Annotated in this window: 22 protein-coding genes and 2 pseudogenes; 11 read left to right on the top strand and 13 right to left on the bottom strand. The window is 40.4% G+C overall.

Annotation, left to right across the window (positions count from 1 at the left end; all coding sequences use genetic code 11):
- Positions 1–82 precede the first annotated feature (82 nt).
- Both JOC74_RS09485 and JOC74_RS09480 read right to left on the bottom strand, forming a co-directional pair.
- Positions 83–1,402 carry a sensor histidine kinase gene (locus JOC74_RS09485; protein ID WP_053604345.1) on the bottom strand — a complete coding sequence of 440 codons (1,320 nt, stop codon included), beginning with the start codon at positions 1,400–1,402 and terminating at the stop codon, positions 83–85.
- Entirely contained in the window at positions 1,399–2,073 is a 675-nt protein-coding gene (locus JOC74_RS09480; protein ID WP_053604344.1) for a response regulator transcription factor, read from the bottom strand. Before JOC74_RS09480 ends, JOC74_RS09485 begins: the two co-directional genes overlap by 4 nt.
- A 203-nt stretch (positions 2,074–2,276) precedes the next feature.
- Between JOC74_RS09480 and JOC74_RS09475 the strand changes: the two are divergent.
- Positions 2,277–3,469 (top strand): annotated as a pseudogene (locus JOC74_RS09475) (oxalate decarboxylase family bicupin).
- 48 nt (positions 3,470–3,517) lie between these two features.
- Here the strand turns inward: JOC74_RS09475 and JOC74_RS09470 are convergent.
- Complete coding sequence (locus tag JOC74_RS09470) at positions 3,518–4,483, bottom strand: LCP family protein (RefSeq protein WP_098945245.1); 966 nt, start codon at positions 4,481–4,483, stop codon at positions 3,518–3,520.
- Positions 4,484–4,672: 189 nt separating this feature from the next.
- A complete protein-coding gene (locus tag JOC74_RS09465) occupies positions 4,673–6,103 on the bottom strand; it encodes an MDR family MFS transporter (protein ID WP_053606118.1) in 1,431 nt (476 codons plus the stop codon).
- 386 nt (positions 6,104–6,489) lie between these two features.
- Between JOC74_RS09465 and JOC74_RS09460 the strand changes: the two genes are divergently transcribed.
- The 4 genes from JOC74_RS09460 (at position 6,490) to JOC74_RS09445 (ending at position 9,987) form a co-directional block, all read left to right on the top strand.
- Complete coding sequence (locus tag JOC74_RS09460; protein WP_053604342.1) at positions 6,490–7,335, top strand: sulfurtransferase; 846 nt, start codon at positions 6,490–6,492, stop codon at positions 7,333–7,335.
- 359 nt (positions 7,336–7,694) lie between these two features.
- Positions 7,695–8,645 (top strand): mannose-6-phosphate isomerase, class I, encoded by a 951-nt coding sequence (manA, locus tag JOC74_RS09455; protein WP_053604341.1) that lies wholly within the window; start codon positions 7,695–7,697, stop codon positions 8,643–8,645.
- A 123-nt stretch (positions 8,646–8,768) separates the two neighbouring features.
- Positions 8,769–9,233 (top strand): hypothetical protein, encoded by a 465-nt coding sequence (locus tag JOC74_RS09450; protein WP_053604340.1) that lies wholly within the window; start codon positions 8,769–8,771, stop codon positions 9,231–9,233.
- A 214-nt stretch (positions 9,234–9,447) separates the two neighbouring features.
- Positions 9,448–9,987, top strand: a complete 540-nt coding sequence (locus JOC74_RS09445) for a competence protein ComK (RefSeq protein WP_148564336.1) — start codon at positions 9,448–9,450, stop codon at positions 9,985–9,987.
- Here the strand turns inward: JOC74_RS09445 and JOC74_RS23910 are convergent.
- A complete protein-coding gene (locus JOC74_RS23910) occupies positions 9,977–10,102 on the bottom strand; it encodes a hypothetical protein (RefSeq protein WP_280881971.1) in 126 nt (41 codons plus the stop codon). The two genes, JOC74_RS09445 and JOC74_RS23910, sit on opposite strands and share 11 nt — an antisense overlap.
- 157 nt (positions 10,103–10,259) lie before the next feature.
- Between JOC74_RS23910 and JOC74_RS09440 the strand changes: the two genes are divergently transcribed.
- Positions 10,260–11,924 carry a putative glycosyltransferase family protein gene (locus tag JOC74_RS09440; RefSeq protein ID WP_053604338.1) on the top strand — a complete coding sequence of 555 codons (1,665 nt, stop codon included), beginning with the start codon at positions 10,260–10,262 and terminating at the stop codon, positions 11,922–11,924.
- Here the strand turns inward: JOC74_RS09440 and JOC74_RS09435 are convergent.
- Complete coding sequence (locus JOC74_RS09435) at positions 11,859–14,471, bottom strand: YfhO family protein (protein WP_053604337.1); 2,613 nt, start codon at positions 14,469–14,471, stop codon at positions 11,859–11,861. The two genes, JOC74_RS09440 and JOC74_RS09435, sit on opposite strands and share 66 nt — an antisense overlap.
- A 220-nt stretch (positions 14,472–14,691) precedes the next feature.
- On the opposite strand from JOC74_RS09435, the gene JOC74_RS09430 reads away from it, so the two are divergent.
- Together JOC74_RS09430 and JOC74_RS09425 are read left to right on the top strand one after the other, a co-directional pair.
- Positions 14,692–15,690, top strand: a complete 999-nt coding sequence (locus JOC74_RS09430; RefSeq protein WP_053604336.1) for a glycosyltransferase family 2 protein — start codon at positions 14,692–14,694, stop codon at positions 15,688–15,690.
- A 21-nt stretch (positions 15,691–15,711) separates the two neighbouring features.
- Positions 15,712–16,173: a hypothetical protein gene (locus JOC74_RS09425; protein WP_053606117.1), complete on the top strand. Its 462-nt coding sequence runs from the start codon at positions 15,712–15,714 to the stop codon at positions 16,171–16,173.
- A 38-nt stretch (positions 16,174–16,211) separates the two neighbouring features.
- On the opposite strand, the gene JOC74_RS09420 is transcribed toward JOC74_RS09425, so the two are convergent.
- The 6 genes from JOC74_RS09420 to JOC74_RS09395 are packed head-to-tail and all read right to left on the bottom strand — an operon-like array spanning position 16,212 to position 23,024.
- Complete coding sequence (locus tag JOC74_RS09420; protein ID WP_053604335.1) at positions 16,212–18,089, bottom strand: CDP-glycerol glycerophosphotransferase family protein; 1,878 nt, start codon at positions 18,087–18,089, stop codon at positions 16,212–16,214.
- Between the two features lie 2 nt (positions 18,090–18,091).
- Entirely contained in the window at positions 18,092–19,273 is a 1,182-nt protein-coding gene (locus JOC74_RS09415; RefSeq protein ID WP_053604334.1) for a CDP-glycerol glycerophosphotransferase family protein, read from the bottom strand.
- Between the two features lie 3 nt (positions 19,274–19,276).
- On the bottom strand, positions 19,277–20,302 hold the full coding sequence (locus JOC74_RS09410; protein WP_211086132.1) for a ribitol-5-phosphate dehydrogenase: 1,026 nt from the start codon (positions 20,300–20,302) through the stop codon (positions 19,277–19,279).
- Complete coding sequence (locus JOC74_RS09405) at positions 20,299–21,012, bottom strand: IspD/TarI family cytidylyltransferase (protein WP_053604332.1); 714 nt, start codon at positions 21,010–21,012, stop codon at positions 20,299–20,301. Before JOC74_RS09405 ends, JOC74_RS09410 begins: the two co-directional genes overlap by 4 nt.
- A 48-nt stretch (positions 21,013–21,060) precedes the next feature.
- On the bottom strand, positions 21,061–22,215 hold the full coding sequence (locus JOC74_RS09400; protein ID WP_053604331.1) for a CDP-glycerol glycerophosphotransferase family protein: 1,155 nt from the start codon (positions 22,213–22,215) through the stop codon (positions 21,061–21,063).
- A gap of 35 nt (positions 22,216–22,250) precedes the next feature.
- The gene (locus JOC74_RS09395; protein ID WP_053604330.1) at positions 22,251–23,024 is read right to left on the bottom strand and encodes a WecB/TagA/CpsF family glycosyltransferase; all 774 of its coding nucleotides are present in this window, start codon (positions 23,022–23,024) and stop codon (positions 22,251–22,253) included.
- A gap of 549 nt (positions 23,025–23,573) precedes the next feature.
- On the opposite strand from JOC74_RS09395, the gene tagD reads away from it, so the two are divergent.
- From tagD to tagH, 3 genes and pseudogenes are all read left to right on the top strand, one after another.
- Positions 23,574–23,960, top strand: coding sequence for a glycerol-3-phosphate cytidylyltransferase (gene tagD / locus JOC74_RS09390; RefSeq protein WP_053604329.1), 387 nt, complete (start codon positions 23,574–23,576; stop codon positions 23,958–23,960).
- A gap of 152 nt (positions 23,961–24,112) precedes the next feature.
- Complete coding sequence (gene tagG, locus JOC74_RS09385; RefSeq protein WP_053604328.1) at positions 24,113–24,943, top strand: teichoic acids export ABC transporter permease subunit TagG; 831 nt, start codon at positions 24,113–24,115, stop codon at positions 24,941–24,943.
- A gap of 20 nt (positions 24,944–24,963) precedes the next feature.
- Positions 24,964–25,932, top strand: a pseudogene (gene tagH / locus JOC74_RS09380) (teichoic acids export ABC transporter ATP-binding subunit TagH); the annotation flags it as partial.
- A gap of 48 nt (positions 25,933–25,980) precedes the next feature.
- Here the strand turns inward: tagH and galU are convergent.
- The gene (gene galU, locus JOC74_RS09375) at positions 25,981–26,865 is read right to left on the bottom strand and encodes a UTP--glucose-1-phosphate uridylyltransferase GalU (protein ID WP_053604327.1); all 885 of its coding nucleotides are present in this window, start codon (positions 26,863–26,865) and stop codon (positions 25,981–25,983) included.
- Between the last annotated feature and the right edge of the window lie 94 nt (positions 26,866–26,959).

The raw sequence follows: 26,959 nt of genomic DNA, 5'->3' as shown, positions 1-26,959 counted from the left end.
TGTTTTCCACCTCTTTCAATAATGTGTTTCAAGTATAAGAAAGAGAGGTTAAAACGATGGCAAACGGAAGGTTAAAATCTGGTTAAAGTCCTTCTTTTTTTAATATGTGAATTTCTGTTCCTTCATTCGAGCTATGGACTGTAAGCTCTAAACCCATCTGGCTTGTCATCTCCTTGACAATGGTAAAGCCAATATTTGCTCCGCGGTTTTCAGAATCAGCTGCCATCCCTGGACCTTTGTCTTTAATGATGAGCCGTTCATAAGTATTTGCCTCATCTGTTTTCACAAGGAGGTAGCGTCCGTCCTTTGCGTGGCGAATGACATTTTGGAAAAGGTTATCAAGGATTCGTGTAAACCACTGCTTATCGATGAACCATTGGAACTGTTTATCGAGTGAAACATCCGTCAGAATCTCGTTTTCTTCCAGCATTGGATACCATTCGACTAATTTGTCCCTGATCAGCTTTGATAAATCTTGCTTCTGGGGCTTCATCGGAATTTTATGCGCGTGGAGAAGGGCAACGTAGGTAAGGTTGTCCATCATTTGGCTTGCTGATGCAGCCTTAGCTGTCATAATATCCAACGACTTTTTCCCTTCCAATGATAAAGGCTCCTTTTGCAGTTTATAAGCATGAGCATTCATCACGGTAAGCGGCGTCCGTAAATCGTGCGAAAGATCGGCAATCAGTTTTCGTCTGATTTCTGATTCCTTCTGTTCTTGCTCACGGCTCGCTTTAAGCTCGGCGATCATATCGTTAAAAGCATGCTCAAGCTCGCCGATTTCGTCTTTCTGAATGATTTTCACTGGGGCAGGAATCGTCTTGTCAGTACCTAGCTGCATTTGCTTGCCTAATTGGATGAGCCTATTTTTTATTCTCTTGAAAAATAACCATGACAAATAAATAAATCCAGCCCAAGCTAATAACATAAATAGAAAGTAAACGGGGGCATAAAGGCTGCTATTTCTTTGCCACTTGTTTAAAAACAGGGAATCATCCATTCGGAAATACAGCACCGAATCATCCTTTAAAGGCACTAGCAGCATAAAGTCGCGGCTGCCTTTCATCTTTTCAGTCTCTGCAGCTGCTTGAGACGGAGTCCATTTCTCTGTTTCTTTCTGATTTGGTTTTATCAGTTGCCCATCGGAAGCCAAAATGGAGACAGTTGATTCGGGATATTCGTTTTTCAACTGTTCCATCAGCTGTTGCTTGTTATTAGGCGCTATTTCTGCTGTTGTTTCATTTACCGATTCTGTCACGGTTTTCTCGTCATAGCTCGGATGAAGATCAGGTGCAAAAAAATTGACGCCGAAAAAAAGGAATAAGGAAATACCGAAATAAGTAAGGGGAAGCATAAAAATCGACAGCACAATGAGCATGACGTACTTTTTTGTTAGATTCATTGCTTCACTCTGTAGCCGATTCCCCGGATTGTTTCGATTATGAGGGGATGATTCGGATCCTTTTCGATTTTTTTTCGCAAGTAGCGGATATGTACACTCAAGGTTTTGTCCCCTTCCACATACGTTTGATCCCAAATCAATTCGTACAGCCGTTCCTTTGTTAGAATTTGATTTGCATGCTTGACCATCGTAAACAGCAGCTTAAATTGGGTTTCCGTTAAAGGGATCGTTTCATCGGTTTCTAGATTGAAAACTTCATAGCCTTCCAAATTTATTTTCAGATGGCGGATATGAATGATGCTTTCTTGCTTTTTATCATATCTTCTCAAGCAGATTTCCATCCGGGCAGTCAGCTCATCTGGATGAAAGGGTTTCGTAATGTAATCATCGGCAAATTCAAGGCCATTTAACTTATCATCTATGGCAGAACGGGCAGTCAAAAGGATGATAGGGAGGTTCGGATGACGGCTCTTTATTCTGCTGCCGATCGTAAATCCATCTAGCCCCGGAAGCATGACATCAAGCAGAATCAAATCACAGTCCTCCAGATAATTGATCAAGTCTTCTCCGCTCTTTATCCAGGTTGTACGGTACCCTTTTTCCTGTAAATGTTCGACTATTACTTCTCCTATTTCTTTCTCGTCTTCAACAATGACAACATGGTTTGCCATTTTCACACCGCCTAATCTAATGTTGAACTCCAAAACTACTCTATCAATTTATGAAAAGCATGGCAATTTTTGCGAGGGAGAACAAATCAAGTTTGGTCCGCTCCCTATAGTTCCTAACAGAGTGGATTGGCGTATATTAAGAAATCGCCTTCATATACTGATACAGGAATCATCCATCAAGTACGATGAGAGGAGCATAATTGATGGAATCTAGGTTTACAAATAGGACGAATGATATACCGCAGCCGATCAGAGATGATGGTGCAGGTGCGACGGATCTCGGACCTCGAGACGTTATGAGGGACCTTGAGAATCCCGACATGCTGGTTCCGCCGTCACCGACGCTGGAACGATCCCTAATTTAAAATTTTCTTACTCTGATACCCATATGCAGTTAAATCACGGCGGCTGGTCTCGGGAAATAACGGTTAGGGAGCTGCCGATCGCAACCACGCTTGCGGGGGTGAATATGCGCCTGACCCCGGGCGGTGTACGTGAGTTACATTGGCATAAGCAGGCGGAATGGGCCTATATGATTTTGGGACGTGCACGAATCACTTCAGTCGATCAGGATGGAAGGAACTTTATCGCAGATGTAGGCGAAGGAGACTTATGGTACTTTCCCGCTGGAATTCCGCACTCGATTCAAGGGCTGGAGGAAGGATGTGAATTTCTGCTTGTCTTTGATGACGGCAGCTTCACCGATCTTGACACTTTCTCTATTACCGATTGGTTCGCGCATACACCTAAGGAGGTTTTGTCGGCGAATTTTGGTATACCAGTAAGTGCCTTTGCCCGTATTCCAAAAAAACAGCGATACATTTTCCAGGCAAACGTACCCGGCTCATTAGAAAGCCAGAAGGTACCGGATCCATATGGCACTGTGCCGAAGAGCTTCACACATCGGCTGCTTGCCCAGAAGCCCATCGTTACTCCTGGCGGGACGGTTCGCATTGTTGATTCCAGCAACTTCCCGATATCGACGACGATCGCTGCGGCATTGGTTGAAGTCAAGCCGGGCGGAATGAGAGAAATGCATTGGCATCCGAATAACGATGAGTGGCAGTACTACCTTACGGGAACCGGCCGCATGACAGTCTTCGGAGCGAGCGGTACGGCCAGAACGTTTGATTATCGGGCAGGTGATGTAGGATATGTTCCGTTCGCTATGGGACACTACATCCAAAATACAGGTACAAAAAGCCTTTGGTTTCTGGAAATTTTCAAAAGTAATCGCTTTGCCGATGTGTCATTAAACCAGTGGATGGCGCTGACTCCGAAAGAGCTCGTTCAAGAGCACTTACATGCAGGGCCGGAATTGATAAATGCGCTGCGGAAGGAGAAATGGCCGGTCGTCAAATATCCGGGGTTTTCTTATTACCCAAAAAATGAGTAGGGCAATCAGTACAAAAAAACCCTTTCTATTAAAAGAAAGGGCTTTTCGTTACGATGATGAATCGGATTCTTGGCTCGCTTTACCAGCCAGGAAATCTTTGATAGCTTGGCTGTTTTCTTCGATGTCCAGATCAAGTACGGATCCAATATTACTATAGCTCTGATCTGTATATGAACCGTCGACCGGTATCCGCAGAGTATCAACTTCTTTTGTATCACCAAGTACAATATCTCTTCCTAAGCCTAAAAAGGCAGTTGATGGGACATTGGTTGTAACATAAGGTTCAATTGTACCAAGAATTTTCGGCAGCTGGGTGATGCTTTCTATGTCCGTTGCTTCTTCTTTCATTTTTGACAAGACTTCCTGCTGGCGTGCGACGCGGCCAAAATCACTTTGGGTGTCTTTTCGGTAACGGACATATCCTAGAAGCTGTTTTCCTTTTAAGGTTTGTTCTCCTGGTTGAAGCGTCATTCCGATACCTTCTGACATCTTGTGCGGAACATTGACTTTTATCCCGTTCGGCGCAACGATATCCGCCACTTTTTCAAAGCCTTCAAAGTCGACAATGGCGTAGTAGTTAATATCTATTCCGAAATTTTCTTCAATCGTTTTGCGTAACAGGTCAGGTCCGCCAAATGCAAAAGCAGCATTTATTTTATTATTGCCGTAGCCTGGAATACTTACGTAGGAATCTCGCATGATGCTGATGAGCTTTGGCTGTTTTTGTTTATCCGAATAATGGGCGATCATAATTGTATCGGTTCGCGCGAGTTCTTCCCCGCGGCTGTCACTTCCCAAAAGGAGGACGTTCATTTCGCCGTTATTTGGGATCGAACCGTCAAATTGATAGTCTTCTTTTTTAGGCGCATCCTCGCTTGCGGCCGATTTCCCGCTATTATATTGGACAATCCAATAAGCAGTACCTGCTATTAATATAAAAACCATAAGAAAAAGAATGAAGCGAAACCACCTAAATTTTCTCTTCTTTTGTTTTTTTAAGTCAGTTCTATTCATAACATATATCTCCATTTGTTTGACTTTACTGTTCGGTTAATTGATGAAGCATAAGCTATTATAGCAAAAAAACGATAGTTTGAGAAATAATTATTATATAATGGAAAAAGGTGGTTGCGGGTGAGGTGGGAAATTAAAAAAAGGATAGAGTTAGCAGTTGATGATCCCGCGTTAACTCTACCCTTCCTATTAATTAATGGATGACTTAGGCACTCCTTGTACAGTCTTCTCTTTTGTATTTGCCTTCCGTTTAATAAACATGGAGAGAACAAAACCAACGAAAGAAATCACAGTTGCGACGAAAAATGCACTGTTTACACCATGTGTTGCAGCTGCGGATGATGATGCGTTCGAAGCTGCGGATGATGTTGAAAATACGGTGATTAATACGGCTGTGCCGATAGATCCTCCAATTTGGTTCAACGTATTGATCATCGCAGTTCCATGCGGAATCAATCGGTTGTTAAGCTCATTGAGCGCAGCTGTCATTATTGGCATCATAACCATGGAAATCCCGGCCATCCGAATCGTGAACATGACGGTCATATACCAAAATGGCGTTGCATCATTTAGGAACGAGAAAGGCAAAGTTGAAGCAGTTAATAAAAACAATCCTGTAATTGAGAGCCCTCTTGCTCCGACCTTGTCAAAAATTCTGCCGGTAATAGGCGACATAATTCCCATCATTATTGCGCCGGGAAGAAGCATCAAACCTGAGTCGAGTGCTGAAAACCCTCTTATATCCTGAACGTAAATCGGCAAAACTGTTTCTGCACCTATAAGTGACGCAAAGATCACGATTCCTATTGCTGAACTGATCGCAAACAAAGGAGATTTAAACACTCGAAACTCCATGATCGGAGCTGACAAAATCAGCTGCCTCCAAATAAAGAGAACAAGTGCAAGCGCACCGCCAATCAGGGAAAACATAACTTGTGACGATGACCATCCGTCAGAACCTGCCACGCTGAAGCCATATAGCATCCCTCCGAAACCTAAAGTAGACAACAAGATTGAAAGAATATCTAATTTCGGGTTCGTTTGCTCGGTTATATTTTTGAGAGAATACCAGGCAAAGGCGATATTAATCAAAGCAATCGGCAGGATAATATAAAACAAGAGTCTCCATGAACCATGGCCAATGATCCAGCCGGAAAGTGTTGGTCCTATGGCGGGGGCAAAGGAGATAACCAATCCTACGAATCCCATAACTGATCCGCGCTTTTCTTCAGGAAATATATTCAAGAATATCGTTTGCATTAATGGAATTAATATGCCTGCTCCTGCCGCCTGGATTACCCTTCCAACAAGCAAAGCAGAAAAAACGGGGGCAACAGCGGCAAGAAATGTGCCAAATGCAAATAACCCCATTGCTGCCAAATATAACTGTCTCGTCGTAAATTTAGAAATCAAAAAAGCCGTAATCGGAATCATGATCCCATTTGTTAATAGGAAAATGGTAGTTAGCCATTGTACTTGGCTTGGGTTGACATTCATATCATGCATTATGATCGGTAGAGCGGTGATTAATAACGTCTGGTTCAAAATCCCAACAAACGCTCCCGCGATCAGAACAGCAGCAATAGTCTTTTGATTAATCGGCTTGCTTCCTTTATCCAATGATCGTGTCACGGGTATCATTCCTCCTTTGGATCCCGCATTAACAAAGCAGCAAAACCTTAAACCTCCAGGCTTTTTGGTCATTGAAGTAGGGGGGTCTCCGTTAGCATGTCTCATGGATCGCTCCCGTTGTTTGGAGTCATTATCTCATCGAACCTCAGATGCAAAGCCTGACGAAAATCGATGTCAATGACATCCTAATTTCCTGCAGAATAACATATTAAGAAATTACCCGAATGAATTCAAAGATATGAACTTGGAGAGATTGATTTACAAAACTTTAATTTTTGACAATCGAAGCAAAAAATTGAGCAATCCCGGTGAACATGCTACGATAAAACAAAGTTATATAGTGGGAATTCATTCGTAGAGAGGCTGTGATTTTTATGTCAGTAATCGTATCGCCAAATTGGGTATACAAACAGGTCAACGAGCATCCGAATGATACAGTGATAGTTGATGTGCGATTTCATTTAACCAAGCCTGAGCAAGGTCGAAAAGAGTACCTTGCCGGACATATTCCGGACGCTTTTTTTCTTGATCTGGACTTAGATTTATCAGGAGATCTAGGAGAACATGGAGGGAGGCATCCACTTCCGGATGTCGAAAAAGTCACGAAGGCACTCGGGGATATCGGGATTCATTCAAAGTCAACAGTCATTGCATACGATGATAATGAGGGAATGTATGCCTCGCGTTTTTGGTGGCAGCTCCATTATCTTGGTCATGAAAACATTCATATTTTAGACGGCGGCTACAAAAACTGGCTGGAAAGAGGCTTGGAGGCTTCTACAAAGCTGCCGGAAGCAGTAGCTGTTGAGTATGTGCCGCGTGTAAGAGAAGAAGCGCTTGTCGATGTGAATGGTGTAAAAGCAAGAATCGGAAATTCAAACTCCGTGCTGGTCGATTCTCGTGATCAAGCGAGATATTTAGGAGCAGAAGAACCGCTTGACCATAAAGCGGGCCATATTCCCACTGCTGTCAATTATTTTTGGAAAAACGTGATCGATGATGAAGGCAGATGGAAAAGTGTAGAGGGATTAACAGAGAATTATGCAGGGCTTGATAAAACGAAAGAAATCATTGTGTACTGTGGATCAGGCGTTTCGGCATGTCCGAATGTGATCGGTTTAAAGCAAGCCGGATTTCAAAACATAAAGCTGTATGCCGGAAGCTGGAGCGATTGGATCAGCTATCCGGAAAATGAAATAGCAACAGGTGAAGAATCGTAATCCGGTTCTTCATCTTTTTATCGTTCGATGTTCTATAAATGGAAAATAGGACGTTTCGATAGGAAGTAGCCCGGATAAACCTTTGCCTGACTGTATCGAAAAAGGGTGAAAATATTCCCTGGATGGCAGGGGTGATTCTGTGATAGCGGGCAGTAAGACCTCCGCCTCTGGTCCTTTGATAATGAGGGGAATACGCAATAATCCCCGCTGGTTATGGTTTTCCCCATACAGGTAGGATGGAGCATTGACCATCTATAGGCGTTCCGCCATAATTAAAGTAAAAAGAAGGTATACATACTGAGGGGTTTCAAAATTTACTAGTTATAATAATGAAATTACTAGCGAAATGGGGAAATGCAATGAGCCAATCACCAATCTTTTTAATTCCAGAATTCAAGGATCGAATTTGGGGAGGAACTGCACTAAAGGATCAGTTTGAATATGACATCCCCTCAGAAACTACGGGCGAATGCTGGGCAATTTCAGCACATCCGAATGGCCCAAACAAAGTAGCATCAGGTCCCTATGAAGGCAAAACCTTGATTGAGCTGTGGGAGAATCATAGAGAGCTGTTCGGCAACGTTGAAGGAAAGGCGTTTCCGTTGCTTACGAAAATACTAGACGCGAACAAGGATTTATCTGTACAAGTTCATCCGGATGATATTTATGCGAACGAAAACGAAAACGGTGAGCTAGGTAAAACGGAATGCTGGTACATCATTGATTGCAAAGAAAATGCAGAGATGATTTACGGTCATACTGCTAGGTCAAAAACAGAGCTGGTTACAATGGTAAACAGTGGGGACTGGGACGGCCTTCTGCGAAGAGTAGCGATTAAGCCGGGAGATTTTTTCTATGTGCCGAGCGGGACGATTCACGCATTATGTGAAGGGACCCTTGTTCTTGAAACTCAGCAAAGCTCGGATACGACGTATCGTGTCTATGATTATGACAGAACCGATCAAAGCGGTAACAAACGGGAGCTTCATTTAAATAAAGCAATCGACGTAACAACTGTTCCGCACGTTGATGGCTTAGTGGATGAATCTACGTCTCAAAAAGAAGGAATCACGATCAAAACATTTGTACAGGCTGAATATTTTTCTGTTTACAAGTGGGATGTTGACGGACAAGCTGAGCTTTCTCAAGAACATCCATTTATGCTTGGCAGCGTGATTGCTGGAGAAGCCGCATTGCTTCACGAGGGAGTCTCCTATCCTCTCAAAAAAGGAAGCCACTTCATATTGCCGGCTGAAACAGGCGATTTTCAAATTGAAGGGACATGCACAATTATTGCTTCCCATGTGTAACGCGGACTATAGCGGGTTCGCCTGACGAATAAGTCGGGCGGCCTGCTTTTTTTGAAGAATAAAACATAAGCGCATATACCTCTTACATAAAATGGACAAAAAGAGCAAAAGAGGTGGACGCTTTTGAGAAGAAGGAAAGTTACTGCCGCAAAAATGATATTTTTTCTTGCTGCAGTGGCCATTCTCTGTGTTCTAGCCGCCTGGTTTGTTCATTCGATCAGCAAGAGTGAACAAGAGCAAGTCATTGACAAGTTTTATAAAAGTGAGCAGGAAGGCGACTTCGGAAGCTCATGGAATCTCTTTCACTCCTCTATGAAAGACAGATTCTCAAAAAATGCTTACGTAACGGAGCGATCCCATATTTATATGGGACACTTTGGAGTCCAAACCTTTGATTATGAAATAGGGAACATGAAAAAAATTGACGATTGGCAAAACCCGGGTACAAGCCAAAAAGAAACCGTTTATCAGACCGAAGTGAAGCTGCTATTTAAAAGTAAATTCGGGACGTTTTCGATCCTCCAAAAAGTGTATGTTGTGAAAGAAAAAGAAAAATGGGTAGTTCTTTGGGAATACGAAAATAGATAAAATTAACATAAAAATAGTAATAAATACCTAAAAAATCTATTTTTCTGTTAGGGAATTATGTATAATCAAAGTGGAACTAAGATCAGCCCCACCTGAATTTCCCTCAAGGTTCCTTCTCCTAAGAAGAACATCAAGCAAAATTGAAGTCGAATTTTTTTTGAAAGAGAGGGCAGAAAAGCTAAAATCAAAAAATCTATTTAAAAAGGGAGATCGCATGATTATCGCAGATGATTATTCTATTAATCTAAGTACAATGCTTTTGAAATCCACTTTTTCTGAATACGGAGAACTTCACACCATCGTATACGAACTGAATCAAGAAGTGTATGTGAAAAAGTCGCCAATGACAATCCTTGAAGAAAATATTTTGCAGCTTGGAACGACGTATGAAGGAATTATTCAGGCGACAAAATATTTGCTTCCAGGGCAAAAAATGCTGTGCGTTCTATTCTCGGCTCTTGATCGAATCTGCTTTTTTAATACGACCTCAATTTTAAGGCACGACAACCTATTGCTTGCTTATTCTCACATCGCAAAAATAGCGCCCAGCGGAAAGGGCTCATTATTAACATTCACAAATGGCAAACAGCTGTATGTTCCAGTCTTTCATCGAATATTGGTAAACAGAAGAAGCCATGCGAGCTATGTTGCCGATACGTTTGCCAATAATTACAGAGCTATTCAAAACGGTCAAATAAATCCAATATTCATGGAAAACAACGATGGAAATGACTATGGAGATTTTATACAATAGAAGTAAGCGGGGCAGCCCATGCCACAAGCTTTAAAAGGTGTGCGGCTGCTTTTTTCATTGGTGTACTATTCGTTCCGTTATATTTGGGGACAAGCTCTGAAAAATCGCCGGGCAAACTGAATCCCTGCACAGCAGTTTAGATGCTGTTAGCCTTGCAATAATGAACGAAGGCTAAAACTTGGTTTTATTACAGCGCTTTCACTATCGGTTTCCCACACTGATGAGGTTCAGTAAATTGTACTAAAGTTTCTTGTAAAAAAAGAGGTGCAACATTGAGTAGAAATTATCAGATCATGTACGTCGGAATGTTTTTGTTTTTGTCACTTATCGCGGCTTTCCCGTTTTTTACGAATGACTCACTTCACTTCGGTCACGACTTAGGGGTTCACCTTTTGCGGATCGAAGGGATCAAAGAAGCTCTGCAGGATAACAAATTACTCGCTGATATTAGTACGGTCTATTTGCAGGGCTTTGGTTATCCGATGGATCTTTTCTATCCTAATTTGATGCTGTATATTCCGGCAATCGCTCGTGTGTTGGGTTTTTCCATGATCCACTCGTACAAAATTTTTATGTTTATCACTGTATTTTTTACCTTTATCTCCATGTTTTATAGCGTTTTGAAGATCTCAAAGCATCAAAGTATCGCATTTTTTGCATCCGTTTTTTACACGATGTCAGCTTATCGAATGATAGATATCTATATTCGTGCTGCAGTCGGGGAAATCGTAGTTTTGGTCTTTATCCCTCTCGTTTTATTAGGAGTATACTATGTCTTATATGAAGACAATAAGAAATGGTACATACTGACGATAGGTTTTACCGGAGTCCTTCTGTCGCACATTTTGACTACGCTCTGGACTTTTGGACTTCTCCTTCTAATAACCTTGGTGTCCTTTCAGAAATTGATGAAAGAGAAACAAAGGATCTTATCATTGATTTATGCAGGAATAGCAACCTTTGGCTTGACGGCTTATTTTACCCTGCCGATGGTGGAGCAATACATATCATCCGATTTATATATCAAGCACACATCTACCTTCGCGGCCGATGAAAGTGCGTTACATTGGATAAACTTGATTAAAACTTCCATACTAAATGTACATTATCCTATGAATGTAGGGCTTGTATTCCTTCTCCTTCCTTTCATAAGGATATTCGTTAAAAAGAAAAGCAGTCTGATAAAAACTGCCGATTGGCTCACCTTCATGGGAATTGCCTTTTTGTTAATGAGTACCAATCTATTTCCATGGGGGATTGCAAAAGGAGTTCTTGGCAATATTCAATTTCCGTGGAGATTGCTGCTATACACAACGTTGTTTTTTTCAGTATCAGGTAGCATCTATCTGTACGAATTGTTAAAAGGACGCAAGGATATATTAAGAATTTTCTATATCCTTATTCCTTTGATCATGCTCCTGAGTAATGCGCCTTTATTTAATTATTATTTGAAAGATCAAAAAGTCTTATTAAAGGAAGACAAAGAAGAGCTTAATTCATTGTGGATCGGGGCGGGGAAAGAGTATTTGCCAGTCAATATTACGCTCGATGATATCAGAAAAAGAAGCAAACATAAATTGACAGACAATGATAACGTGGAAATTGAGAATTATCAAAAGAACGGAACCGAAATATCCTTTACTTATCATACCGAGCAAAAGCAAACGATCGAGCTTCCGTTAATCTATTATAAAGGGTATCACGTATATGATACCCAAAATGGTGAAAGAGAAGAGCTGCCCATCGAATTAGGGGAGAAGGATTTTATTTCCGTCACCTTGCAAGGCGACGGAAAATTGACAACTGAGTATGAACGTACCTTCATTCAAAAATGCTCTTCCTATTTGTCTTTGCTTACGCTCATCTTGGCGTTAATCTTTTTTTTCTTCAGAAAACGAAGTTGCGGCTATTCGCTTTCTGCGAGTGAAAATAAGTAATCCGATAAACAAAAGCAAAGAGAGAATGCTGACGGCAACACCGGTTATAAATCCCGGAGAAATGTAGGTTGCCTCGATTGTATTGGTTCCCTTGCGCAGATCGATTCCCATAAAAGCTCCTGCAACCCTTTTTACCTCAGCTGGCTGGCCGTTAACCTTTACGGACCAGCCTTTATCAAATGGGACAGTTAGAAAAAGCGTTCCGTCTTCTTTTGAGTCAATCGTCCCTGAAAAGCGCCCATCGTCATAATGCGAAAACTGCATGCCGTTTTCTTTCGCTGTTTCAGCGACAGCAGGAAGCTTGTCGTTATTGAGAGTGAAAAGCTCAAGCTGGTGTATGTTAAGCTGATCCTTCATAAGAATGATTTCCAGCTGTTTTTCTTTTCCATTGGATGGAGGCAGAGGAATTGCACCATTTGATAAAGTATCCGGGTATGTTTGCCGTCCGTATCCGCTATAGAAAATTTTCGATTCATTTATTCTTGTCGGACGCATATAAAAGTACAGTTGCTTGTTCTCTTCGTCTGAATCAAATTTGAGAATAACTTTTCCTTCCCGCTTTGGATCAATTTTTTTGTATGTTGACTCATCTTCCTTCGTTACATTGACTAGCTCAACGCTCTTTGGTTCGATTCTGTCAAACAGATTTGCACCTTTTTGCACGCTATTAGCCAAAAGCTGATTCATTGTATAAGGATTTGCCTCGAACCTTCCAAACATGCTGCTGTCAGAAAGCTTCTCAATCTCATCATTTACCATAAAGCCAGGCGGAAAGGCGTTAGGATTTTCGAAAATGGCAAGTGGCGAAGTAGACAGAGTCTTCATATCTGGGAATTTATTCTGGTTACCTGAAATATAATAAGCCGTCCCCAGAAATGCATCTGAAAATAGTGTGCCTCCCGTATTCGAAATCCATTTGTCCGTATCTTGAGTTGTATAACCAAACGCACGCATGGTTCTTGTCAGGCTTGCATCAGTCACTGAACTAAAATGGGCGATTGATGGATAGTTATACAGCATTCCGTCGTTATTGCTTTTCTTGTAATCGGAGGAAATCCGGTAAAAGCCCTCGGGGTTCGCCTCTTCAATTTTTTTAATGCTTTGTGTCATATCTTTATTAAGGACAACATCTTCATGCGGCCGAAAATGAAATTCGCGATCCATTTTTTTCATTGTCATCCATCCGTTAGAAGATAAATCGGCTGTAACCAATACAAGAATGCACAAGCTGATGACAACTGTAAACCTTGACCAAGCTGCACGAAAATAAAGAACGACAGCAAACAGAGAGATCAGAAGAAAATTCCATAACACGTTTTTAACTGCCATCACACTGGTTGGAACCTGAAGGAAGCAAATAAGCAATGTAATGCTGATTACTCCGTAAGCGATCCAAATGAATTTTCTGTCGCTTCTATCTAAAGTAATAAATGTTTTAAATGCCATAACCGCCAATAAAAAAGAAAATATAAAAGAAAAGCGGTAAGGAAACCACGTAGGAGGTGTAAAACCGTGCCACATGATATTAAACAGATCAATCTCAAAGCCGATATACACCAAGAATGCAAGCAAACCAAATACTGCTTTATCGCGCCTGCTGATTTTTTTGGAAATGAAAAAAATTACAACCAAAAAAAGCGTGAGCAGGCCGGTATAAATATTTGCATGATCCAAGGTATTTGTTTTTAATGTGTCGTAAATTCCGTTAAAAAGCTTAGCCAGGGTTAGAAACGGCGAATGGATTCCAGGATCAAATGAAAACCTATTGCTGGCTACATTCCTTAAATTTAAGTATGTCGGAAAAATGATCACAAAAGAAATCCCTGCTGATAGCAGAGTGCCGAACCCAAAGCGAATTGCTGTACGCACTTTTTGTTTTTTTTCTGCCGTATGGTATAGAAGGGACAATAAAAAATAACCCGCAGTAAAAATCCCTACCATATAAGACAGATAGAAGTTGGATATGAGCATAAGCGACAGTGAAATCGTATAAATCGTATAGCTCTTCTTATTTATGATATGGTCTACGCCAAGGATTATCAGCGGAAGATAGATCAGAGCATCAAGCCACATGATATTTTGCGCATAGACGATTGCGTAACCCATTAATGAGTAAGTAACAGAAAAAATCACGATGGCTAATTTTTTCATCGCATCGATTGAGCGTAAATAAAAAGACATCGTTAAGCTGGAAAACCCTATTTTGATTAAAGTGACCGCCAATATCGTTTCCGGAAGAGCGCTGCGGCTAAACGCTACCATAATCAGATTGAAAGGGCTGCTTAAATAATATCCGAACAACCCGATTTGATTCATGCCAAGAGCAGCATTCCAGCTGTAGAAAAAGCTATCTCCATTATGAAAGAGATCATGATAATAGTGAAAGTAGACCCGATATTGCTGAAACAAGTCTACTAAGAAAATGGAGCGATCTCCAAATGGATAAATATTCAAAAGAAAGTAATTAAAGGTCATCAAAATAATAGGTAGTAAAGTACAAGAAATTGGTACAATAAATTTAGATGAATTGTTGAAAAAGGAGCGCAATGTAACACCTCATAAAAGTCATTGGATTCTTATCTCTATTGAACGTTATAGCATAAACAGCAAATTGGTAGTTGATCTTAACATAAGATTTACGAAAATTTTACACTTCTTAACCTTAACATAATGGAAATTTCTTTACTATAGAGGGTAGCGGTAAAATTTTAAACAAGATACAATGGTGTAACCGCCACTTCTGATACTTATAAAGGAGTAATGGAAAATGAACCGACAACTTCTTACGATATTAATTCCTATGTACAATGAGGAAGAAGTCCTAGATCAGCTATATTTGCGTCTGCTGCAGGTAGTAGATGAGATTCCATCCTATGATTTTGAATTCTTGTTTGTCGATGATGGCAGCAAGGACCGTTCTTTGGAAATGGTTCAAGAAATGAGAACCTTTGATAAGAGAGTATCGTATATTAGCCTGTCCCGAAACTTTGGAAAAGAAGTCGCCATGATGGCAGGCTTTGATTATGCCAAAGGTGACGCTTTAATCATTATTGATGCAGACTTGCAGGATCCACCTGAGCTAATCGAGGAAATGATCGGCTTCTGGGAACAGGGATACGACGATGTATTTGCAAAACGGAGGCACCGGAAAGGGGAAACCTGGCTGAAAAAATGGACGGCAAAAACGTTCTATCAAGTATTGCAAAAATCATCCCGTATGCCGATTCAAGAAAATGTAGGAGACTTCAGGCTGCTAGACCGGCGTTGTGTGGAGGCGTTGAAACAGCTTCGTGAATCGCAGCGCTATACGAAAGGCATGTTTGACTGGATTGGCTATCGCAAAAAAGAAATTTTGTATGACAGAGATGAACGAGCCGCCGGCAAAACAAAATGGAACTATTTAAAGCTTTTTGATTTGGCGATTGAAGGTATTCTGTCCTTTACAACCGTGCCATTGCGCCTTTCATCCATTCTTGGACTAGTTATTTCAGGAGCATCGTTCTTATTTTTACTATATATTGTCTGTAAAACGATCTTTTTTGGAGAAAGCGTAGACGGATATCCTTCCTTAGTGACCGTCATTGTTTTGTTAGGGGGCATTCAGCTCATTGTCATCGGGATCATCGGGGAATATCTCGGCAGAATCTTTATCGAAACAAAGAAACGTCCGCTTTATTTTGTCGATGTATATAATGACAGAAAAGAAGAAAATTCTGGGAAAAGGGAAGAAAGAAGCGTACGTGAAAGAGTGAAATCTCCCTTATAAAATTTAAGGAAGAGAGAAGTGATTTCTGACATGCATCCCGTACTAAAAAAGCTTCAATATAAGGATCAGGGCCAGCCGGTGTTCATTCTTAACGCACCACTGACCTATGATGAAATGTTAGCTGCTTTTCCCGGAGATGTTCATAAGGAAGCAAAAGAGAAGTACTATCCCTTTGTACAAGCTTTCGGAGCCTCTAATGAAGAGCTGCAAGCATTGGCCAAAACGGCGGCAAGTGCCACAGAAGATAATGGTTTGTTATGGCTGTGCTATCCAAAAAAGTCTTCAAAAAGGTACAAAGGCTCTGATTGCAGCCGTGAAAGTGTTACCGGCATGCTTGCCGATGAAGGCTATGAGCCGGTGAGGCAAATCGCGATTGACGAGGATTGGTCCGCCATTCGTTTCCGGAAGACAGAGCATATCAAAACAATGGTCCGCAAATTTGCAGTAACGGAAAAGGGAAAGGAACGAACGGAAAGAAATTGAGTGAAAAACCCGGCGTGTGCACATGCACAGCCGGGCTTTTAAATGCCTTTTTTATAAATCATATTGACGTTATCATCGAGTTCGTCTTCATCTTTTTGATAGATGATTTGATCTACGACACGTTCGCTTGATTTGCCGTCCAAGTCATCGAAGAAATAATTAACAAATGAATCGATTTGTTTAAAGTCATATTGCTCATTTTTAATAATCGAAATCATTTGCTCTGACGTTTTTGCAAGCGGGCCTGGAATAAAGGAAAAATAATCATAATAAAAATCGCGTTTACGGATGTAATCATCGACATCATAGCTGAAAAAGATCATCGGTTTGTTTAACAAGGCGTATTCAAAACAAACAGAAGAATAGTCAGTTACTAATATATCAGTTACGAGCAAAAGCTCATTGATTTCTCTAAACGAGGAAAAGTCGTAAAAGAAATCACTGTATTGATATGGAATGTTTGCATCGTTTTTCACAAACGGATGGATTTTAAACAAGAAGATGTAATCATCTTTTAATTCTTGATAAAGTCTCTCAAAGTTTAACACTTCAAACGGGTAGTGAGCGGACTGCTGTCCGTTTCCGCGAAAGGTTGGCGCAAACAAAATGACCTTTTTCTCTTTCAAAAATGGGAACTCTTGATACAAGCGTTCTTTGACAAAAGCTTTTTTCGCATCGTCAAAAAAGAAATCAGTTCTCGGCACTCCTGTGGAGATGACATTTTCAATATTGATTCCGAAGCCTTCCGCGTAGTGCTTGCGAATATTTTCCGAGCTGACGACTACCTTCGTATAATTCCGATGGTTCTTTGAGTGCGGCGATGGACCGCCCGGTAAGCCGATCCGGCTGTAGCCAAACGTTTTAAAGGCGCCCACTGCATGCCAAAGCTGAATGAGCTCCGCATTTTTTCTAATTTTTAATGGATAAACGATTGGATAAAAATCGTCAATAAAAATATATTTAGCCGTCGCAAAATGATAACCCATAGATATAAGTTCCAAAAACGATTTTCGATCACGGATACTGCTTTTTAAGAAAAACTTAAAATCAAAGTCTTCTTCCCTTTTGAGCAGCTCATCATAGACAAACTCAAAGTTTCCCGACATATCAACACGGCTGTCTGATGCGAATACAATTTTTTTCTCCTGAATAGGGGAGAAGCAGCAAAGTCGATAAACCCATCTGAAAAAGAAGGAATTTATTTTTTTTAAGTAACGGTTTGCTTCTTTGCCCGTATCTAATTCAAGCAAGCTCGGATCAATTTCCTGAAGCTTATTAGATGACAGATTGATTGTTTTTTCGTCTTCATCATACGTGACAATTAAATTAAATTTCATTAGCTTTTTAGCTGAGTGAAAATCCATTTTTGTTGCGTACACGTCATTTAAAAGGAAGTTGCTTACGTTTCCAACCGTGTGAACTTCCTGGTGTTTGATATTGTTGTCATCAACGACTTCAATTTCTAAGAAAAGCTTATATTCTCCGGCTGGGAGGGGCTTGTCATTCATTAGCTTGGAAAAGTTGATATGCTGATGAAAGCCGGCCCATTTATATTTTTCAAATAGTACGGGGTGAATGCTTACATCGACCTGGTTAACCAAGGTATCGCGCAGCGAAACGGTTTTAAAAAGCTTTCCGCCTGAAACCAATAAAAGCCGTTTTCTGACCTGATCTTCCTTCATTAAAGGGAGATCCTTTATATACATATAACCGGCAATCGTTAATATCGATCCATTCCATGAGAAATTTGATATTTTTCGAACTGGAACTTGTTTGTTCTCTTCAATTTGTTCAGTTTTATCAAAGATGGAGAACACCCTGTCCGGTCCGGTATATTCCTCGGCTACAGTCTTGCTTGTATTTTTTCGTTTTTTAAATCGTAATAGCCTGTTTTTAATTCTTCGTGCCAGCTTCACTTTTACCCTCTCTTTCTCCTGCTTGCTTCCAAAAATGATTCAATCCATTCGGCTGCCCGATTTGAGGATTGGCCATCCTGATGAGTGATAAATTTTTGCGAAAATGCTTCAATTTGGTACTTATCGACATTCCCGCTTTGAGAAATATCCCTTGCTAACTCAGCTGTATTTTTTGATATCGGACCTGGGACAAACGTTTCAAATGGGTAATAAAAGTCGCGTTCTTCCGTGTATTCTTCCAGATCCGGGCAATAAAAATAAATTGGTTTTTTAAGTAGGCTGTATTCAAAAATGACGGATGAATAATCCGTTAGCAATGCATCGGACAAAACCATAATATCATACAAAGAATAGTGATCAGTCATATCACAAATAAAAGGATCATCTTCCAAATTCACATAGTCCTTCATATATGGATGAAGATGGACGAACAGCACATACTTTTCAGGATCGTCCAAACTTTGCTTGAACGCCTGCAGATCTAAAGGAATTCTTTTTGATTCCTGGTAATGGCCGCTCCCGCGAAACGTTGGAGCGTATAATAGCTTCGTTTTCGATTTTAATCCGGGAAAGCTCTGCTGAAATTCTTCAACCAGCTTGTGTAAGTGATCCTTTTTAAAGAAATAATCCGTTCTAGGGACACCTAATGGAAGCACACGTTTTTCATCCATATTGAAAGCCTCTGCAAAGTGCGGAATCGCCTCAGCGGAACTTACAAGCGAGTAGTCATAATTCGAATGGACAGGCACGACTTTTAAATAAGCGGACGATGGCCCAAATGGCTTGTCCTTAATGCTGTATCCGAACTTTTTAAACGCTCCGCATGCGTGCCATAATTGAATCGAGATCGTTTCTTTTCTCTTTTTGATTACGTAAAGCGGAAAATAATAGTCATCCAATAGCAGCACCCGGGACGTCGCAATATGATACAAAGATGAAAATAAGTGAAAAACATACGCTGCTTTACCTGCCAAACCCGTATTCATTTTTTTTAATAAAAGTTTAATTTCGATCGCCGGATTTTCGTTTAAGCGAGCATGCAGCGCTTTAAAATTGTCGCTCAGCTCCTCGTCACGATAGGAGGCGATGACGACTTTGTTTCGTTTGACAGGAAATAAAGCAGAAAGGAAACCGTATGTCCCTCTGAATATGATCTTAACCAGTTTAGTTATTAAAAGATTCACGTTTTAAATTTCCCATTCGAGTACAGTTTTCCCCCAAGAAGAGGTCAGATCCGCTTCAAATGCCTTAATAATATCATCGATGCAGCGCACCGGATGGCTGTCACCAACAAGTGTTTCCAGGTATTCGACGACTTCAGGATAGTTTGAAAGAAAATTCACGGTACGGACAAAATCCTCACGGCCGCTTCGGCTGCTTCCAATCAAAGTGATTCCCTTTTCCAGAACCAATCGTGTCGATACTTCAACCGGATATTCAGAAACACCGAGCAGGGCGACGCTGGCTTCCGGGTGAACATGTTCAATAATTTGTTCTATTGCAGATTCACTTCCTCTGCCGCCTACGCATTCAAAGGCATGGTCAATCATGACATGCTCAGGGATATCGTTAATCTGGTAGGTCTCATCCACAAATGAAAAATGTTCAAGCTTATAAGGAGTTTTCCCGAAAATGATCACTTTACTATCAGGATATTTTTTTTTCAAAATCAGAGCTGTAATAAACCCTAGATTTCCGTCTCCCCATACGCCAAAGGTATCGCGTTTTTTATGGGCAATCCGTTCAAAACGACTTAACGCATGAATAGTGATCGTGATCAATTCGGTAAACGCCGCAACTTTAGGATTCACATTCGTTGGAAGTTGTACGAGTCGATCCGGATCCATAAACATATAATCCTGCATAAATCCGTCATATCCGCTTGAACGGAATTTACTTGTCCGCAAGTAGTTTTCCGCGATGATTTCCGATTGCTCGGTCGGCAGATTCGGAACCATAACGACGTAGGTCCCGATTTCAAAGGTTCCGGTTGGATCATACATGACCTTCCCAATGCCTTCATGGATCAGAGCCATCGGGAGTTTTTTATCCATCGCTTCTTTTCCGCGAGTTCCTGTATAGTACCTTTGGTCAGCGGCACAGATCGACAAATGAGTTGGGCGCACGACTACCTTATTTGCATTAATATTTTTATCTTTATAGGTCACTTCAAACTGACGTGCTGAAACAAGTCGATACGTTTGATTAATCATTGTGAAATTCTCTCCTGTAAAATGGCGTTAGCCACTTTTAAGTCATAAGGTGTTGTTACCTTAATGTTAAATACTTCACCTTTTACCATCTTCACTTTTTCTCCCGCTATCGAACAGATTTTGCAAGCATCCGTTAAGATCGCTTTTTGTTCAGGGGATAATTGCTCATATAAGCTAACTAACTTTTTAATGCGAAAGCTTTGCGGCGTTTGTCCTTGATACATTTTATCCCTTACTGGAATGTCAGAGATGAATTCGCTGTCGTCCGATTCGATAATTGTATCTACCGCAGTGATGACGGTATCCACCGCGTCATATTCCATTGCCGCATTGATATTTTCTTCGATAATTCGATGAGTTAAAAAAGGGCGCACAGAGTCATGGGTTACGATAATGTCATCGTCATTCAGCCCAAATTCATTTTCAATATATTTAATCCCGCTCATAATCGATTCGTTTCGGTCAGATCCGCCTTCAACAACGACTAAACGATCATTATCGCCGATAAATTTCTTTAAAATGTCTCTCGTGTGATTCAGCCATTCTTTCGGAGAGACGATAATGATTTTGTCGAATCTGCCATTTAACATAAATTTCTCAACGGTATGAATGATGATCGGGCGATTGTTTAAAGGTAGGAATTGCTTTGGCATATTCACATTTCCCATGCGCGAGCCCTTGCCGCCTGCAAGTATTTCTGCATAAATCATTATAGTAAACACCTTCCTTGATTAAACGAAATAATTATTATCAATAAATCAATTCATTTTCACTGTTAAATAATCTAAAAGCCTTTGGGTAGAGTTTCCTTCGGAATACCGATTCCACTCGTTAGAAAATTGCTTCACTTCCCGCTTCAATAGAGAAGTGTCTTTCAATTGTTTAATCAGCATGGCAGCGTCGCTGCACGCTTGTCCGGGAATAACGGATAAATAATTATCGATAAGGCCGCGTTTTTTGTCGTATTCCTCTAAATCATACGTAAAGAACAAAACGGGCTTGTTCAATAAAGCGAATTCAAAAGGGACCGAGGAATAGTCAGAAATAAGGATATCGCAGGCTTTCAATAATTCATCCAACGCAATATCGGATACATCTTTTATCCACGGGCTGTCGACATGTGAAAACTGGTTTTTCATAACGGGATGAAGCTTTATCAGTAACACATATTCTTCGTTAAGGTCGTCTTTTAAATGGCTCTCTTTAAACGGAAGCCTGACGCGGCCGAAATCTTCATCTCTAAAAGTAGGTGCATACAGCAAAATTTTTTTTTCGGAGGATATAGCGAGACGCTCTCTTATTTGATTAGACTGCGTTTCCTTTTCGAAATACATGTCAGTCATAGGAACGCCGATTTTTAAAAAATGATTTTCTTCCACTCCGAAGCTTTCTTGAAAAATATGAGCCATATGCTCAGATCCGACGACGATTTTGTCAAAGGATCTGTATACTTTCTTATAACGGGCAAAATCACGTTCAGAATAATTCTGGATTGTCAAATCCTTCAATCCGAATTTCTTAAACGCGCCGTTTGCATGCCAAATTTGAATGCATTCAATATCAGGACGATGACGTAAGGCCGTAACCATCAAATAGTAATTATCGATAAGAACGGCTTTGCTACTGAGCATGCAATGAATCGCTTTTACGATGTGAACAGGGTTTTCCTGATCAATCACCGAGCAATTTTGATTAGGGAATTCATTGGCTAATCCTTTAGCATGTTGAGTGAGCAGCACCTTCAGCTTAAAATCAAATGCATCGTTCTCATACGCTTTTAAAATCGCCCTGGCATTGTCCGGAAAAGAAGCGATAAGAACGATACGTTTCTTTGGTTTCACCCAAAAGAAAAGCTTGCCAAGGCAAGTGATATAAAAGGCATATATACTTTTTAAAATAGACTGTAAATTCATTTAGCGATCATACTTTCTAGCATAGGGAATCGTACTTACATATTTCTTGAACTATCCTTTATATGTTCGGGATACGGATACTTTTTTATGTCTCTCTCGTTTCGAATGACAGCAAGAAAGTACTTTGGAATGTTAAGCATTCTTCTCCATCTCGATGGGTTAGATATCAGCCTGTAAAACCATTCAAGATTTAATTTAATGAAAAATTCGGGTGCTCTTTTCGCAGTTCCGCTAAACACATCAAAGCTTCCCCCAAGACCAATAGCAGTTGCTTGCGGAAAAAGGTGCCTGTACTGGTAAATAAAATGCTCTTGATTCGGAAAGCCTAACGCAACAAAGACCAAATCCGGTTTGGCAGCGGCGATTTCCTTTGCCACTTTTTCTTTATCTTCCACAAATCCATCTGAAGAGCCGGCTAATTCGATATTCGGATACTCAAGCTTAATTCGTTGAATGGTACTATCTAATACATCCTTTGTGGCTCCGTAAAGGAATATTTTCTTCTTTTTATCATTTGCCAAAGTTAAGAGCGATGTAAAGATATCGTATCCTGCTATTCTTCCTTGAAGCGGGTGCCCGATAAGCTTGGATACCATGACGACTCCGATTCCATCAGGAAGTATAAAGTCAGAGGAAGCTAAAACGTGACCGTAATCTTCATCCTCAACTGCTTTATAACCAATTTCAGGATTTGCTGTAACGATAAACGCCCCTCGGTTTTGATTGAGATAGGAAGACTCCAAGTGCGACATAAATGCATCTAAGTTTGAATTTACAAAAGACAGTCTGTTAATTGTTGCGGTTTCCATGGAGTATCCTCCTTTTCATTGAATAATATTCGTATATATCTAGAGATTAAGTTTGTTTTGATTAGGTAAAGCTTTTACACAAATTTGGGAAACATCCACTCTATCATACCACAAAATCTTAATAATAAATTAACATTATTGTTACATTGAATTAATTTATTAACGAATGATTTATGTAGAGTTTACAGTAATATTTCGAAATTGGTCAGTTTTTATGGTTGGGAATCGAAACCGGTTCAAAAAATAGACGATTATCAGGCGTTTTACGTTTCAAATTAAATTTTTTCGGGGCAGTAATTCGCGAAAAAAATTGTAAATATCAATTAACAAATCGTTCACATTTACTAAGAATATTTACAATATGCCGCTTGACGCAGGGGATTTGACTGTGGAACTCACGGTGCTCTTGGACAGAAAAGAGTTGAAAAGAAAATTTACATTCTTTAAAGTAGAGTTTGATTATTCATTCCCGATCATTTTCGGGCGATTTTTTAAAAAATGTTCACTTCAGCATAGAGTTTTTATTTGTAAAGGAAAGGAGGGACTCTGGTGAAAAAAGTGATCACATATGGAACGTATGATTTGTTTCATTGGGGACATCTGCGGCTGTTGGAGAGGGCGAAGGAGCTCGGCGATTATTTAATCGTCGGATTGTCGACAGATGAATTCAACTCACTTAAAAACAAGAATTCCGTGGACAGCTACGAGAAACGCAAACAAGTATTGGAGACGTTAGATCTTGTGGACGAAATTATTCCGGAAGAAAATTGGGAACAAAAAATAGAAGATGTAAAAACCCATCAGGTTGATATTTTCGTAATGGGTGATGATTGGGAAGGGAAATTTGATTACCTGAACGAGTATTGCGAGGTCATTTATTTGTCCAGGACTGAAGGGATATCAACGACCCAAATAAAAAAAGAGATGTTTGATTAAGGCATGATTTTCGAGTTTTTTGCAGGATGGAAAGGGCAAAAAAGCTTTCTTGGGAAAGGTATAAAAGTGAAAAAAGCCCTGACATCTGATACAATAATCTGCGGCGCTTCCAAAGAGCTCCCTAAATCATTTAAGTCTAAGGAAGATATAAAATGAACGCATTAGTTAGAATACTGAAAGAGCAATTCACTTCATTCCCGTTAATTTTACGCTTGGCCGTCTATGAGACGAAGTCTACGTATCAAATGAATTATCTGGGAGTGTTTTGGCAGTTTTTAAATCCCCTGATTCAAATGTTAGCCTATTGGTTTGTTTTTGGAATGGGGCTTCGGCATGGTGGTGCTATGAGGACCGGGTTGGATGAACCAGTTCCATTTATTATATGGATGCTTGCGGGGTTGATCCCGTGGTTTTTTATCAGTCCGACGATACTTGACGGATCAAATAGTGTGTTTAGGCGGATCAATATGGTAGCAAAGATGAATTTCCCTATCAGCTCACTGCCGTCAGTCGTAATTGCATCGAATTTATTTAGTTTTTTCGTCATGATTGCGGTATACATCGTTGTGCTTTTGTTGAACGGAATCTATCCAAGCTTGCATTGGATCCAGTTTATTTACTACTTTTTGTGTATGGTTTCTTTTATGTTTGCATTCAGTTTATTCAATTCAACGATCAGCGTCTTGGTCAGAGATTACCAGCTATTGCTTCAAGCGGTGACCAGGCTTTTGTTTTTCTTGCTCCCGATTTTTTGGGACATCTCGGAGCAAATCGGAGAAAAATTCCCGGAGTTGCTTCCGGTTATTAAGCTGAATCCGCTGTTCTATATTATTGACGGCTTCAGAGACAGCTTTTTAGATGGACAATGGTTCTTTCAAGACATGAAATACACGCTCTATTTTTGGGTGTTTACGTTGCTTTTGTTAACGGTAGGCTCGATTTTGCATTTGAAATTCAGAGACAAGTTTGTTGACTTTCTTTAAAATAGTAAGGAGATTGTACGATGAAACTAAAGGTTTCGTTTCGAAATGTTTCAAAGCAGTATCAATTATATGAGAAACAATCGGACAAGATTAAAGGCTTGTTCTATCCAAATAAAAATAACGGCTTTTTTGCCGTGCGCAATGTCTCCTTCGATGTGTATGAAGGGGAGACGATTGGATTTGTAGGGATCAATGGGTCCGGAAAATCTACTATGTCTAATTTATTGGCACGAATCATCCCGCCGACAAACGGTGAAATTGAAATGAACGGACAGCCTTCGCTGATCGCTATTGCAGCAGGATTGAACAACCAGCTTACAGGAAGAGATAACGTCCGCTTAAAATGCTTAATGATGGGATTAACAAATAAAGAAATTGACCGTCTTTACGACAGTATTGTTGAGTTCGCTGATATTGACGAGTTTATTAACCAGCCGGTGAAAAACTATTCCAGCGGTATGAAATCCCGTCTTGGTTTTGCAATCTCGGTTCACATTAATCCGGATATTTTAATCATTGATGAAGCTCTTTCGGTTGGTGACCAAACCTTTTACCAGAAATGTGTCGACCGGATCACTGAATTTAAAAAACAAGGAAAAACGATCTTTTTCGTCAGCCATTCGATCGGGCAAATTGAAAAAATGTGTGACCGCGTAGCTTGGATGCACTTCGGTGAATTGAGAATGTTTGATGAAACTAAAGCTGTTGTTAAGGAATACAAAGAATTCATCGATTGGTTTAACAAGCTCTCAAAGTCAGAAAAAGACAAGTATCAAAAGGAGCAGAAGGCAGCTCGTAAAAAAGCGGCTGTTGTTGAAGGGATAGAAGAGGCTGATAAAGGATCGGCAAAAAAGAAGCCGAAGAAGAAGGATAAGGGCATATTGATCAATGCTCTGCAAATCTCTTTTCTTTCGCTGTTGCTGGTTGCCATTGCCGCTTCAATGTTCATCGACAAGCCTCTCCGGACGATTTTATCTTTCGGGATATTATAGATGCATAACAAAACAGACTGTAATCGATACAGTCTGTTTTGTCTTTTATTTTCCTTCAGTATAAGTAGCGAGAAGCTTTTCAATAAAAGGAACAAGGTCCTTTCTAAGCTCGGCATCCTGCATGGCAAATTCCAGCGTCGTTTCGATAAATCCTAGCTTTTCTCCCACGTCATAGCGTTTGCCTTCAAAATCATAAGCAAATACACGCTGAATTTCATTAAGCATTTGAATCGCGTCTGTCAATTGGATTTCTCCGCCGGCACCTACTTCTTGTTTTTCAAGATACATAAAGATTTCCGGGGTGAATATGTAGCGTCCGAGAATTGCTAAATTTGAAGGTGCTGTTCCCGGTGCAGGCTTTTCAACGAATGTCTTTACTTGATATCTGCGGCCTTCATTCGTTAACGGATCAATAATGCCATAACGGTTCGTTGCGTTTTCAGGCACTTGCTGAACGCCGATCACTGAAGATAGTGTATTTTCATACTCATCCATTAACTGGCGCAAGCAAGGCTTTTTGGCTTGGACAATATCATCGCCGAGCAAAACGGCGAATGGCTCGTCACCGATGAAATTGCGGGCGCACCATACAGCGTGTCCAAGACCCTTTGGTTCCTTTTGTCTTATGTAATGAATATCGACAATGTTAGACGCTTTTTGGACCTTTTCCAACAGATCGATTTTTCCTTTTTCTTCGAGATTGCGCTCAAGCTCAGGTGCGTTATCGAAATGGTCTTCAATCGCTCGTTTTCCTTTTCCGGTAACGATAATAATATCTTCAATGCCTGATTCAATCGCTTCTTCGATAATATATTGGATTGTAGGTTTGTCGACAATTGGAAGCATTTCCTTTGGCATAGCTTTAGTTGCAGGTAAGAATCTAGTTCCAAGACCTGCGGCAGGGATAATTGCTTTTCTGACCTTCTTCACGACGATTCCCTTCCTTTTAGAAAATTAATATTTTTGAACTAAAATCAATGTACCACATATCGACAATTTATTAAACTTTCGGTAAGTTACGTCG

It is taken from the genome of Bacillus capparidis, from assembly GCF_017832095.1.
Taxonomy (GTDB): Bacteria; Bacillota; Bacilli; order Bacillales; family Bacillaceae; genus Bacillus; species Bacillus gobiensis.
Note: the sequence above shows the minus strand (reverse complement) of the source record. Positions and strands in the feature narration are given on the sequence as shown.